Source organism: Flavobacterium proteolyticum (genome assembly GCF_015223105.1).
Classification (GTDB): Bacteria; Bacteroidota; Bacteroidia; order Flavobacteriales; family Flavobacteriaceae; genus Flavobacterium; species Flavobacterium proteolyticum.
Window position 1 is genome coordinate 636,254 of record NZ_JADFTZ010000001.1, and the last position, 12,478, is coordinate 648,731.

General features: G+C 33.1%; 13 protein-coding genes. 1 reads left to right on the top strand and 12 read right to left on the bottom strand.

Translation table 11 applies throughout. The features are described from left to right. Positions 1 to 124 precede the first annotated feature (124 nt). The 3 genes from dut to IM755_RS02790 are packed head-to-tail and all read right to left on the bottom strand — an operon-like array spanning position 125 to position 2,504. On the bottom strand, positions 125 to 559 hold the full coding sequence (gene dut / locus IM755_RS02780) for a dUTP diphosphatase (RefSeq protein ID WP_026725976.1): 435 nt from the start codon (positions 557 to 559) through the stop codon (positions 125 to 127). A 1-nt stretch (position 560) separates the two neighbouring features. After that, positions 561 to 2,021, bottom strand: a complete 1,461-nt coding sequence (locus tag IM755_RS02785; protein ID WP_194093518.1) for a lipopolysaccharide biosynthesis protein — start codon at positions 2,019 to 2,021, stop codon at positions 561 to 563. A 30-nt stretch (positions 2,022 to 2,051) separates the two neighbouring features. Then, positions 2,052 to 2,504, bottom strand: coding sequence for a hypothetical protein (locus tag IM755_RS02790; protein ID WP_194093519.1), 453 nt, complete (start codon positions 2,502 to 2,504; stop codon positions 2,052 to 2,054). Between the two features lie 115 nt (positions 2,505 to 2,619). Between IM755_RS02790 and IM755_RS02795 the strand changes: the two genes are divergently transcribed. Next, the gene (locus IM755_RS02795) at positions 2,620 to 4,713 is read left to right on the top strand and encodes a prolyl oligopeptidase family serine peptidase (RefSeq protein ID WP_194093520.1); all 2,094 of its coding nucleotides are present in this window, start codon (positions 2,620 to 2,622) and stop codon (positions 4,711 to 4,713) included. On the opposite strand, the gene IM755_RS02800 is transcribed toward IM755_RS02795, so the two are convergent. The 9 genes from IM755_RS02800 to atpE form a co-directional block, all read right to left on the bottom strand. Beyond that, positions 4,710 to 5,138, bottom strand: a complete 429-nt coding sequence (locus tag IM755_RS02800; RefSeq protein WP_194093521.1) for a GNAT family N-acetyltransferase — start codon at positions 5,136 to 5,138, stop codon at positions 4,710 to 4,712. The genes IM755_RS02795 and IM755_RS02800 overlap by 4 nt on opposite strands. A gap of 1 nt (position 5,139) precedes the next feature. Then, positions 5,140 to 7,482: a S9 family peptidase gene (locus IM755_RS02805; RefSeq protein ID WP_194093522.1), complete on the bottom strand. Its 2,343-nt coding sequence runs from the start codon at positions 7,480 to 7,482 to the stop codon at positions 5,140 to 5,142. A gap of 147 nt (positions 7,483 to 7,629) precedes the next feature. Beyond that, complete coding sequence (locus IM755_RS02810) at positions 7,630 to 8,049, bottom strand: hypothetical protein (protein ID WP_194093523.1); 420 nt, start codon at positions 8,047 to 8,049, stop codon at positions 7,630 to 7,632. Between the two features lie 91 nt (positions 8,050 to 8,140). Next, a complete protein-coding gene (atpG, locus tag IM755_RS02815) occupies positions 8,141 to 8,998 on the bottom strand; it encodes an ATP synthase F1 subunit gamma (RefSeq protein ID WP_194093524.1) in 858 nt (285 codons plus the stop codon). A 72-nt stretch (positions 8,999 to 9,070) separates the two neighbouring features. After that, positions 9,071 to 10,645 carry a F0F1 ATP synthase subunit alpha gene (atpA, locus tag IM755_RS02820; protein ID WP_194093525.1) on the bottom strand — a complete coding sequence of 525 codons (1,575 nt, stop codon included), beginning with the start codon at positions 10,643 to 10,645 and terminating at the stop codon, positions 9,071 to 9,073. 15 nt (positions 10,646 to 10,660) lie between these two features. Continuing rightward, positions 10,661 to 11,155, bottom strand: a complete 495-nt coding sequence (locus tag IM755_RS02825; protein WP_194093526.1) for a hypothetical protein — start codon at positions 11,153 to 11,155, stop codon at positions 10,661 to 10,663. 1 nt (position 11,156) lies between these two features. Next, positions 11,157 to 11,690: an ATP synthase F1 subunit delta gene (gene atpH / locus IM755_RS02830; RefSeq protein ID WP_194093527.1), complete on the bottom strand. Its 534-nt coding sequence runs from the start codon at positions 11,688 to 11,690 to the stop codon at positions 11,157 to 11,159. 4 nt (positions 11,691 to 11,694) lie between these two features. Further along, positions 11,695 to 12,195 (bottom strand): F0F1 ATP synthase subunit B, encoded by a 501-nt coding sequence (locus IM755_RS02835; protein WP_194093528.1) that lies wholly within the window; start codon positions 12,193 to 12,195, stop codon positions 11,695 to 11,697. An 89-nt stretch (positions 12,196 to 12,284) separates the two neighbouring features. Continuing rightward, entirely contained in the window at positions 12,285 to 12,473 is a 189-nt protein-coding gene (atpE, locus tag IM755_RS02840) for an ATP synthase F0 subunit C (RefSeq protein ID WP_111566383.1), read from the bottom strand. Positions 12,474 to 12,478: the final 5 nt, after the last annotated feature.

Consider the following 12,478-nt stretch of genomic DNA (forward strand, 5'->3'; position numbering starts at 1 on the left):
TTGCAAAGGTTTTTCGCAAAGTTCGCTATGATTATATTTTTGATGTTTTTCTGAACAAATTATTCTGAACACTGCGACTTCGCGCAGTCTGACAAACTGTTAACTGCGACTGAACACTGAACACTTATTTCACTCCCGTACTACCAAAACCACCTTCTCCTCTTGAAGTTTCTGATAATTCAGTTACTTCAATCCATTCCGCGCGTTCGTGTTTGGCAATGATTAATTGAGCGATGCGTTCTCCGTTTTCGATTACGAAATCTTCATTGGATAAATTTACTAAAATCACACCGATTTCTCCACGGTAATCAGCATCAACTGTTCCTGGTGAATTTAACACGGTGATTCCTTTTTTGGCTGCTAAACCGCTTCTTGGTCGAACTTGCGCTTCGTAACCGATTGGTAATTCAATGAAAAGTCCAGTTTTTACGATGGTTCTTTCTAATGATTTTAAAGTGATTGGTTCTGAAATATTGGCGCGTAAATCCATTCCTGCCGAAGCGATAGTTTCGTAGTTAGGTAACTCGTGATTGGATTTATTGATAATTTTGATTTGCATATTATTTTCTTCTGATAATCGTTAAAATGGTTTCTTTTTCGTTTCGGTACACAAAGTAAGCAAAAAACAAGATAGCTGCAATTCCGAATACGTAAGTTTCACGTAAAATTGGCACATAAAATGAAATTCCTGAAAGCACTATTGCCAATCCCAAATAGGTGAAAATCGATTTCTTGTCATAAGGAATTGGATATTTCTTTTGTCCCATGTAATACGAAATAAACATCATGGTTCCGTAAGCCAAAATAGTAGCAATTGCTGAACCCATGTAACTTATCATTGGAATTAAAATCAAGTTTAAAACTAAAGTTACAATTGCTCCAACAATAGAAATGTAAGCACCGATTCGGGTTTTGTCGATTAGTTTGTACCAAACGGATAAATTCGTATAAATACCTAAAAAGAAATTGGCTAGAACAATTAGTGGCACGACATCCATCGCGTCCCAATAAATGTCTTTTGGAACTAAAATCAATTTCAAAATATCGGCAAAAACGATAACGCCTAAGCAAATAAACGAACCGAAAATGACAAAAAACTTGGTAATCGTAGCATAGGTTTGTGGTGCATTTTCATTTTTAGCGTGACTAAAGAAAAAGGGTTCGATTCCTAATGTATAAGCCGTACGGAACAACACCATAAACATTCCGATTTTATAACAAGCAGAATAAGCTCCAATATCCGCCATGTCGACATTCATCCAATCTAATAAAATTTTATCGAAATGTTCGTTGATGGCAAAGGCAATTCCAGCGACTAAAATGGGTAATCCGTACTGCATCATTTTCTTCCACAAATCTGCATCGAATTGCCATTTGATTTTGAAATAATCAGGTAAAACGAAAAGTAAAGTAGCTAAACTTGCAATTAAATTCGCAACGAAAATATAGCCAATTTGAAAATCATCGTGATAAATCGTTTGAATGAACGGATTCGAAGATTCGTTTGCAAAATCAGGCAACAGAATCAAAAAGAAAACATTAAGTAATAAATTAATTAATACGTTTGAAATCTTAATCACCGCATATTTTATGGGACGACCTTCAGCTCTAATTTTGGAAAACGGAATAATCGCCAACGCATCTAAAGCTAGAATCCAAATGGTAAAAACAATGTATTCCACATTGATTTCTGACCAAAGTGCTAAATCTTTTCGAAACAAAAGGAATAACACTAAAAAACCAATTGTTGACCAAAAAAGCGAAATAGTGGATGTAGAAATTACTTTACTCTTATCGTTTTCAGAATTATAAAATCGGAAAAAAGCCGTTTCCATTCCATAAGATAAAATCACATTGAAGAAAACTAAATAGGAAAAAATAACGGAAACTTCTCCCATTTTTTCTTTATCCGTAAGGTAATAAACGAAAATGGGATTTAGAATAAAACTGATAATTCTAGGCAAAACCGTTGCTATGCCGTAGATTGCCGTTTGTTTAAAAAGACTTTTATAGAGGCTCAAATTTTATTTATTTATAGACAACAAATATAATTAAAACTTTGGTCTAGCAGAAGGATATTCTAAAGCTGGTTTTTCAGTTACATTGGTAATTTTTTGCTGGTATTCTTTGCCGTTTTTTGAGAATACTAGAATAGCCTCATTATCTTTAAGTTCTATATTGTTTTTTGGACTAGTGGATGTGCTTTTTTTATCTCCCTCAAATCTTTCCTGATTGACTCCTGTAATTATTGCAGCGTTATAAGACAACGCATCTTGCTGGGTAAATGGTACTTCAAAACCTTTAAAAATAACGTGTTTTAACTCTACTCCCTTTGGCAATTCAGATTTTAATTTTAAATTAAAATTAATTCCTCCTCCGCCTCCACGAACACCACCAATCCAGCCTTGATATGTAGCAGATTCAATATTATCTTGCGCAATTATATGTGTAGAGCCACAAGAGATTATAACTAAACTCAATAAAATTGTTACTAAATATTTCATGATGCCTCGATTTTTAAATTCACACTAAATTAAAGCAAAAAAAGAACCAAAACGAAGTTAATTACAAATTAATTTGAATATTTTCGCCTTTGGTAATTTTCTTACGGCATTTAACATGAAAACAATAGTTTTATTATTTATTTTTTTAATTAGTTCGGGTTTAAACTTTGTTTTTTCTCAACAAAAAATTGAAACCAAAAAAGTTCCCTCAACGCTTTCAAAACATGGAATTACCATACAAGACGATTATGCTTGGTTGGAAAACACTACTGAAAAAGAAGTTGCTGATTGGGTAACTTTACAAAACAATATTAGCGAAGAAAAACTATCAGAATTAGTTAGAAATTATAATTTTTCATTCAAAATAAAAGATTATGATTATTTGTCTACGAATGGATTACCAACTAAAAAAGGAAAGTACTTTTACAATACCTATAGAGTTGAAAAAAACAAACCAAGCGTTTTATATTACAGAGAAAGTCTAAATGATTTAGGCAAACCTTTGGTTGATCCGTTTGATGTTTATAAAGATGCGAATGTAGTTTTATCTGGATATTTTCCTTCTAAAAACACTAAATATTTGGCTTTTAAAATTAGTCCGAACGGAAGCGATAGACAAGAAATTAAATTTAAAGACTTTGCCAACAAAAAATATCTTGACGATGTTCTAACGGATGTTAAATTTTCAAATGTTGCCTGGAATGGCGACAGAGGTATCTTTTATAAGAAAAATTCAAACAAAGAATTCTTTGAAAAAGATTCTACTTATCAGTTATACTATCATAAAATTGGAGATATTCAAAGTAAAGACCAATTGGTGTTTGATACTTCAAAATCAAAAGCTAATTTCATTTTTTTTACCAAACAAAATAAATTATTTGTTGTTGAAACAAGCGAAGATGAAACCACAAAAAACTACTATTATACTACAATTGAAAACGAACAATTTCAATTTAATAACTTCATAAAAGACGATAAAACGAATCTAAATCTTTTAAATATTATTAACGATAAATGCTATTTCTCGGATGAAAAATATCCATGGGGAAATGTGAGTTACTTTGATATAAACAATCGAGCAGAAAGTACGGTCTTAATTCCTCAAGTATATTCTCATTTGCTTATTGGAACTACCTTTTTAGAAAATTATATTATTTGTAAGTATAACAATATGGGCAAATATTATATGTCTGTTTACGATTATACTGGAAAATTTATTCGAAAATTTGAAGCGCCACACAATATGGATTTTCAAATTAGATTTTATGACGAAAAAACAAATGACCTTTTCGTTACGTTTTATTCGTACACCATTTCTTCATTAAATTACAAGCTAAATATTACAACTGGAGCGAATGATATTTATTTTAATGATTTCATTCAGCCAAAACCAACTTTATTTCCATTTAACTATTTTGAAACCAAAACGATTACTTATAAAAGCAGAGACAATAAAGATATTCCAATCGTTATTATTCACAAAAAAGGCATTGAACTTAATGGCAATAATCCTACTCTACTAAGAGCTTATGGTGGTTTTGGAAGTATTAGCAGTCCAAATTACGACACTGGATTATTGCACTTTTTAGAAAAGGGTGGTGTTTATGCTTTTGCACAAGTTAGAGGTGGTGGCGAAAAAGGAAAAAACTGGCATAAAGAAGGAAAAAGATTAAAAAAAATCAATTCGATTAACGATTTTGTGGATGCTGCTGAGTTTTTAATTCGAGAAAAATATACCAATCCAAACAAATTAGCTATTAATGGAGGTTCGCATGGTGGATTAGTCGTTGGAGCAGCCATGACTCTGCGTCCTGATTTATTCAAAGTCGTTATTTCTGAAATGGGAAGATTAGATATGGCTTCGCTTGAAAAATACACTTCTGGAATTCATCATTTTGACGAATATGGAAATCCAAACAACAAAGAAGAATTTCAATCTATGCTTTCATATTCGCCTTATCACACGATTAAAGAAGACGTTAATTATCCAACTTGCTTAATTATTACTTCTGAAAACGACGATAGAGTGCCGCCTTTTCAATCCTATAAATTTACCGCAAGATTACAAAATAGAGCCGCACAGAAAAATCCTATTTTTTTGAAAGTAAATAAGGTTGCTGGTCATTCAGGTAACATTTCGAGCTACGAGAAAAGAGTAAAACAACAAAGCGAGTTCTACAGTTTTATTTGGGAATACTTAAATAATTAATCCTTCAAATATTTCACAAAATGAAATCCTTTGGGTACAAAACCGTGATTCATGTAGAATTTTTGGGCTCCAAAATTGGTCGTATAAGCATCTAAAGCAATCATATTACAGTTTTCATCGATTGCTTTTTGATTGAGATAATTTGTCATGATACTTCCAATTCCTTTAGAACGAAAATCTTCATGTACGACTACGTTATCCATTTCCAAATATTTGCCACTCCACAATTTAGTTCCAATCCAAAATCCTGCCAAACCCATCGTGATTCCGTTTTCGACTACAATGAGTTGTTTGTAATTGTGCGGAATCATTTTGTCTAATAAATTCCCATAAATTTCTAAAGTATAATCAGGATATAATTGTTGGATGATAGGCAATTGCTCTAACATTTCGGCTTTCGTTCCTAATTCGAGTAACTGTAGCATTTTATTTATGTAATAGATTTTCGTTGAATAAATTTAAAATTCTTCGGTATTCGTCTACCCAAGAATACGTTTCAGTAAAACCATGCGCTTCTACTGGAAAAACGCCTAAATCCCAATCTTTCTTTCCTAATTCAATGAAACGTTGTGTTAATCGCACAATATCTTGGAATTGCACGTTGTCGTCTACCATTCCGTGTAACATTAACAATTTGTCTTGTAAGTTATTTGCGAAATAAATTGGTGAGCTTTTCTTGTATGCTTCAGGATCAGTTTCTGGGAAATTCAAAATATTTGAGGTGTAACCGTGGTTATAATGCGCCCAATCGGTAACTGAACGTAAAGCGGCTCCTGCTTTGAATTCGCCTGGTTCTGTTAACAAAGCCATTAATGTGATGAATCCGCCATACGAACCGCCGTAAATTCCCACTCGGTTGGCATCAATTCCTAAATTTTGAACCAAATATTTCTTTCCATCCAATTGATCCGATAAATCTTTTCCGCCCATGTGACGGTAGATTCCGGTTCTGAAATCGCGACCATAACCATCGCTGGCTCTGTAGTCGATATCTAAAACGGTGTAACCTAAATCCGTTAACATATTGTGAAACATGCATTCTCTGTGATACGTGCTCCAATAATTATGCGCATTTTGCAAATAGCCAGCACCATGAACAAAAATTACAGCTGCTTTGTTCTTGTTTTCTGCTTTTGGTTGGTATAAACGTGCATAAACATTGGTTCCGTCATTGGCTTTAAAAGTGATGACTTCTGGTGTTTTCCAATTGTATTTTTTGAATTCTGGCGTAGTGGAGAACGTGATTTGTTTTAAATCGGAATTCGGTTTATTAGCTCCAACGTATAATTCCCATGGTTTGTTTTTATAAGAATAGCGCACTAAAAGCGTCTTTTCATCGGGAGATAATTCTACTTCGTAGTTGCCATCATTCGTTAAAATTCCCGTCATTTTTTTAGAAGCGATGTCTAATTTGTAAAAACTTCTGTTTCCTGGATGTGTTGTCGTTGTGGTGATGTAAAATGAATTTTTATCGTTTGATAATTTCACTGCACGAACTTCCCAATTCCCTTTTGTTAACGGTTCTTTTTTCTTGGTTTTTAAACTGTATATGTACAAATGCGAAAAACCAGTAGCTTCCGATTGAAAATAAAAAGTCGAATTATCAATAAAACCTAAAGTTCCACTGCTGAAACTATAGCCTGGAATTCCGGGTCCGCCAATCCAAGCTTCGTCGTGTTGGTGGTCTAATTCGGTGATTTTTCCTGAAACCAAATCCAATTGCACAATCCAACGGTGTTTATTGTCTTGACTTCTCATTTCTAAAACGGCATTTTTCCCGTCTGGACTATAAACTGGACTCATCATTACAATAGCGGTTTCGTAATCCGATTTATCTTTTAAATTATCGTATTCTTGATAGTATTTTGGTGCTTCTTTTATTCCCGATAAATTGGAAAACGAAACGTAATAGGTTGTATCTTTTTCAATATTAAAAATTCCGAATTTATGTTTGCTGAAATTAGAAATCGAAACTTTGGCTCTTGCTTTTTCTTGACGCGTAAATCCGTCAGCGGTAATGAAATTTTCAACGTTTGTTGATGGCTGATTTGGATAATCAGAAATTCGAAAGGTTACAAATTTTCCATCTGGTGAGGGTTTAATTTGCTCTAAAGACGATTTATCGTAATAGATTTCTTTTGGGAATTTCTCTTTCTTGTTTTTAGATTTTTCTTCGTACCATTTGGAAGATGCTTCTTCATCGCGAACAAATTGAAACAATGCTGCCTGTTGGTTTTTTAAAAAAGAATCTTCTTCTTTTGAAACTTTATTTTCTTTTCCCGATTTAAAATTAGTCAATTGAACAATCGAAAAATCTTTGGTATTGAATTGATACACATTGCGATTTTGCTGAAAAAAAATCACATCAGCATTCGTGCTTCTTTCTACCGAGTTAATTCTATCGGCTAATTGAATGACTTTTTTTATCTTTTTTGTGGATTTGGTATACGAATACAAAACGCCTTGATTCGTATAATACACCACATCATAATCTTTCTGTGTTGCCATGAAATCCAAATCGTAAATCGGATTTGAAGTCGTTACTTTTTGTGGTGTTTTTAAGGAAGCATTCCAGAAATACGTGCTGTTTCCTATTTCGTTATTCGGGTTCCAATCAAATAAAACGGTTTGCCCATCGATGGACCAACGGTGATTATCAGGTTGGTGCCCGATGAATTCATTTCCTTTCATGATGTCTTCTAAACGAAGATTTTGTGCCGAAGCCAAAAAGGTAAAAAGTAGTAGAACGAAAGACGTATATTTTTTCATTGGTGAATTGTTATTCTTACAAATATACCAATAAAAGTAAATGAGGGAAAAAAGGTTTTGTTAAATGAAGTTGTGCTATGTGGAGAATTCTTTGTGGGCACGGAATGCAATTCCGCACTAACGGATGCAATTCCATTAAATCAAGAATTAATAGATTAACTGTCTTGGATAAAAAGTAGGGCTTAATATTATTAATAAAATGTATAATTCTAACATTAAAAACACAAATATACAAGTAGTATGTAAAAGTCTCTTTCTTTTTGACACATTAGAGAATTCATTATTATTCATTACAGGATAGTTTTTAAAATTTTTATTAATCAAATAATAAATAACAAAGGCTAATATTAAGCCTACAATTTTAAAAACATCCTTAAAAAAATTTCCAAATAAAATAACAAAATCTGTATGCTCAAACAAGAGTACCCTAAAAAACATTAAGACATCAAATATTCCAAAAAAAGTAATAAAAGACAAAATTATTTTACCCGTTTCGCCATTCTCACCAAAGTGTTTATAATTTATATGAGCACAACACCAGTAAACATATCTTATTAATTTAATCATTTTAATATTTAAAATAAATTTAATATACTAACAAATATAAAACAAAAAAGTCCCGAATAAATCGAGACTCTTTATAATATCTAAATTAAAATTAGTTGTTCAACGCTTCTGCTCCACCAACGATTTCTAGGATTTCTCCAGTAATTGCTGCTTGACGCGCTTTGTTGTAAGTTAATTTTAATTGGTTTCTTAATTCTGTAGCATTATCAGTTGCTTTGTGCATTGCGGTCATACGCGCTCCGTGTTCTGCTGCAAATGAATCTCTAATCGATTTGTATAATTGTGTTTTTAATGATTTAGGAATCAGAGTCAACACAATTTCCTCTTTAGAAGGTTCAAAGATATAATCAGAAGCTACTACTTCACCTCCAACAATTGGAGCCAAAGGTAAAAACTGTTGCGTTCTTACAATTTGAGTCGCAGCATTTTTGAATTCATTATACACGATTTCAATTTTATCATACTCACCTGCTACGAATTTATCCATTAACTGTTGCGCAATAGCAGCTGCATTGTCAAAAGTCAATTGATCAAAAACACCATTTTGAACGTCAACCACATTATGTGTTTTACGTAAAACGTCGTTTCCTTTTTTACCGATAGCAAAAACATCCACTTGTTTTCCTTGGTAAGCATCAGCTACTACTTTTACTTGTTTGATAACGTTTGAATTAAACGCACCACACAAACCTCTATTAGAAGTAATTGCAACGATAAGCACTTTTTTTACTTCTCTTTGAGTTGTAAAAGCACCACCTACTTCTCCTTCAAGAGTTGCACTTAAGTTTTGTAATAGTTCAGTAAGTTTTTCTGCATACGGACGCATAGCCGTAATGGCATCTTGCGCTTTTTTTAATTTAGCAGCAGAAACCATTTTCATCGCCGATGTAATTTGCATCGTAGATGAAACAGAAGTAATTCTATTACGTATTTCCTTTAAGTTTGCCATTTTTCTTTAGTAATTAGTAATCAGTGAATAGTAATTAGCTTTTTACTAATCACTATTCACTTTTCACTTGAATTAATATTTTGCTGAAATTTCTTTAGCTACGTTTTCTAAAACGTCAGTAATTTTGTCATCAAATTTACCTGCTTTTAACGCGTCTAATGTATCTCTGTGTTTTGCATTTAAGAACTCTAAATAATCTTTTTCGAATTCTTTTACTTTATCAACTGGTACATTTCTTAATAAGTTTTTAGAACCTGCATAGATAATTGCTACCTGATTTTCAACTGTAAATGGAGAGTTTAAACCTTGTTTTAAGATTTCAACGTTTCTCTTACCTTTTTCAATTACGTTTAAAGTAACAGCATCTAAGTCAGAACCAAATTTCGCGAAAGCTTCTAATTCACGGAATTGAGCTTGGTCTAATTTTAATGTACCAGCAACTTTTTTCATTGATTTGATTTGTGCATTACCTCCAACACGAGATACCGAAATACCTACGTTGATAGCAGGACGAACTCCAGAGTTGAATAAATCACCATCTAAGAAGATCTGACCATCAGTAATCGAAATTACGTTTGTTGGGATATAAGCAGAAACGTCACCCGCTTGCGTTTCGATAATTGGTAATGCTGTCAACGAACCACCACCTTTAACGATTCCTTTGATAGAATCTGGTAAATCGTTCATGTTTTTAGCGATTTCGTCGTTAGCGATAACTTTACAAGCTCTTTCTAATAAACGAGAGTGTAAGTAGAAAACGTCTCCAGGATAAGCCTCACGTCCTGGTGGTCTTCTTAATAATAAAGATACCTCACGGTAAGCTACTGCTTGTTTAGATAAATCATCATAAACAATTAAAGCTGGACGACCAGAATCTCTGAAATATTCTCCGATTGCAGCACCCGCCATAGGAGCGTAAACTTGCATTGGAGCAGGATCTGAAGCGTTAGCCGCTACAATGATAGTATAAGCCATAGCTCCTTTTTCTTCTAATGTTTTTGCTAAAGCAGCAACAGTTGAAGCTTTTTGACCTACAGCTACATAGATACAGAATACAGGTTGACCTGCATCATAAAATTCTTTTTGATTTAAGATCGTATCGATACAAACTGTTGATTTACCAGTTTGACGGTCACCAATAACTAACTCACGTTGTCCACGACCTACTGGAATCATCGCATCAACTGCTTTTACTCCTGTTTGTAATGGTTCAGTTACTGGCTGACGGAAAATAACTCCAGGCGCTTTTCTTTCTAATGGCATCTCATATAACTCACCACCGATTGGACCTTTACCGTCAATTGGGTTACCTAAAGTATCTACAACACGACCTACCATTTGCTCTCCTACTTTAAGAGAAGCAATACGTTGTGTTCTTTTTACTGTAGAACCTTCTTTGATTCCTGTTGATGGTCCTAAAAGTACCACCCCAACATTGTCTTCTTCTAAGTTCAATACGATAGCCTCTAATCCGTTTTCGAATTGTACTAACTCTCCGTATTGAGCGTTTGATAATCCGTAAACACGAGCGATACCGTCTCCAACTTGAAGTACTGTTCCAACTTCTTCTAACGATGCACCAGATTCAAAACCTGATAATTGTTGTTTTAATATTGCTGAAATTTCAGCAGGTTTAATTTCCGCCATAACTATGTGTGATTATTATCCTCCTATATTAATATTAACGCCAGATCTTTTAGGCGTTTGATCATTATTATTATTAATTATAATTGTTGTTGACGAAGCATTTGCTTTATCCGTAAAAGGTGTTCCGTATTTTTCAACCATACGTTGCACACGCTCTTCATTTAAAGTTCCGTCTTCGTTTACTACTTTAGCGTCGTAAAATTTTTTAAGCAATTTACCATTTATTAAACCAAATCCTTCAGAAAAATCCAAATCGACTGACTTATTTACACCTAAAAAATTAACTTTCCAATATTTTTGATCTGCAGTATCAGGTTTGCTTAACAATTTCATGTAAATGATTTCCTCACCACTCAAATTATAAACTGTACAAACTTGATCCCAACCTCCGCAACCATCATATTTTAACCAATTGACATTATCCACAGTAACAATGCCTTTTTTTAATTTTATGTCTTGCGAAAATCCATAAAAAGAACAAAATAATAATATTAAAATTATTCTTTTCATATTAATTACTAAACTCTCTTTTTAAATTTTGCAATCTGCTTGCTACAGATGCATTGTATTGTTTGTCGCCCATTCTTAAAATAAATCCACCTATGATAGCTGGATCCACAATATTTTGAATGGTGATTTTTTTATTTGAAAACGATGCAATTTTTGCCAATACTTTAGTTTCTAACTCAGCAGTCATTGGAACAGCTGTTGTAACTTTAGCTACTTCAATTCCGTTAAGTTCATCATATAAAGCATTGAACTGTAAAGCAACATCGTTTAATAATTCAAATCTTTTGTTAGCTAAAAGCAATTGAAATAATCCTTTTGTCTCTTTTTGAGCAGAAGCAAAAATTTCGTTTAAAGATGAAAATTTAATTTCCCCTTTAACAACTGGGCTTTGCAAAAAGTTTTTCAATTCTGCACTTTCTTTAACTGCTTTTGCAATAGCAATCATATCTGCATTAACTGCATCTACAGAATTGTTTACTTTGGCAATATCCAAAATAGCTTTAGCGTATCGAATTGCCGCTCTAGTTCCTGCCATGATATTAGTTTAATTTAGCGTCACCTAACATTTTCTCAACTAATTTAGTTTGAGCTTCTTTGTTAGATAATTCTTCTTTTAATAATGTCTCAGCGATTTCTAATGACAAAGAAGAAACTTGATTTTTCAATTCTGCCATAGCTGCATTTTTCTCACTTTCGATAGAAGCTTTAGCAGCCTCAATCATTTTTTCGCCTTGTGCTTGCGCTTCAGATTTAGCATCAGCAATCATTTTTTCTTTGATTTCTCTTGCTTCTTTAATCATCAAGTCTCTTTCAGCTCTAGCTTCAGCTAATAATTTTTCATTATCCGACTTCAAGTTTTGCATTTCTTTCTTAGCATTTTCAGCTGCTAATAAAGCGTTAGAAATTCCTTCCTCACGAGCTACAATTGAATTCATGATAGGTTTCCATGCAAATTTAACCATTAATACGATTAATATTAATAAGATAATAGCTTGCCAGAAAAATAGTCCGAATGAAAAATCGTTAATTAATTTCTCCATGTTTTGAAAAATATATGTTTAAATAGTACTTTCTTTTTAAAAGCAGTACCTGTAACCAACCGTTACAGATACTGTTTTTTGTTTCTTTATTATTTTCCTAAGATTAAAGCAGCGAATGCTAAACCTTCTAATAAAGCAGCGATAATAATCATCGCTGTTTGAATTTTACCAGCAGCTTCTGGCTGACGCGCGATAGCGTCCATTGCAGAACCACCAATTTTTCCTAAACCTAAACCTGCACCGATTACTACTAAACCAGCTCCAATTAAATTGTACATAATAA

Bases quoted from the DNA above. Each gene is read 5' to 3' on its own strand.
- dut (WP_026725976.1), bottom strand. From the start codon at position 559: ATGCAAATCAAAATTATCAATAAATCCAATCACGAGTTACCTAACTAC.
- IM755_RS02790 (WP_194093519.1), bottom strand. From the start codon at position 2,504: ATGAAATATTTAGTAACAATTTTATTGAGTTTAGTTATAATCTCTTGT.
- IM755_RS02795 (WP_194093520.1), top strand. From the start codon at position 2,620: ATGAAAACAATAGTTTTATTATTTATTTTTTTAATTAGTTCGGGTTTA.
- IM755_RS02800 (WP_194093521.1), bottom strand. From the start codon at position 5,138: ATGCTACAGTTACTCGAATTAGGAACGAAAGCCGAAATGTTAGAGCAA.
- IM755_RS02805 (WP_194093522.1), bottom strand. From the start codon at position 7,482: ATGAAAAAATATACGTCTTTCGTTCTACTACTTTTTACCTTTTTGGCT.
- IM755_RS02810 (WP_194093523.1), bottom strand. From the start codon at position 8,049: ATGATTAAATTAATAAGATATGTTTACTGGTGTTGTGCTCATATAAAT.
- atpG (WP_194093524.1), bottom strand. From the start codon at position 8,998: ATGGCAAACTTAAAGGAAATACGTAATAGAATTACTTCTGTTTCATCT.
- atpA (WP_194093525.1), bottom strand. From the start codon at position 10,645: ATGGCGGAAATTAAACCTGCTGAAATTTCAGCAATATTAAAACAACAA.
- IM755_RS02825 (WP_194093526.1), bottom strand. From the start codon at position 11,155: ATGAAAAGAATAATTTTAATATTATTATTTTGTTCTTTTTATGGATTT.
- atpH (WP_194093527.1), bottom strand. From the start codon at position 11,690: ATGGCAGGAACTAGAGCGGCAATTCGATACGCTAAAGCTATTTTGGAT.
- IM755_RS02835 (WP_194093528.1), bottom strand. From the start codon at position 12,195: ATGGAGAAATTAATTAACGATTTTTCATTCGGACTATTTTTCTGGCAA.
- atpE (WP_111566383.1), bottom strand. From the start codon at position 12,473: ATGTACAATTTAATTGGAGCTGGTTTAGTAGTAATCGGTGCAGGTTTA.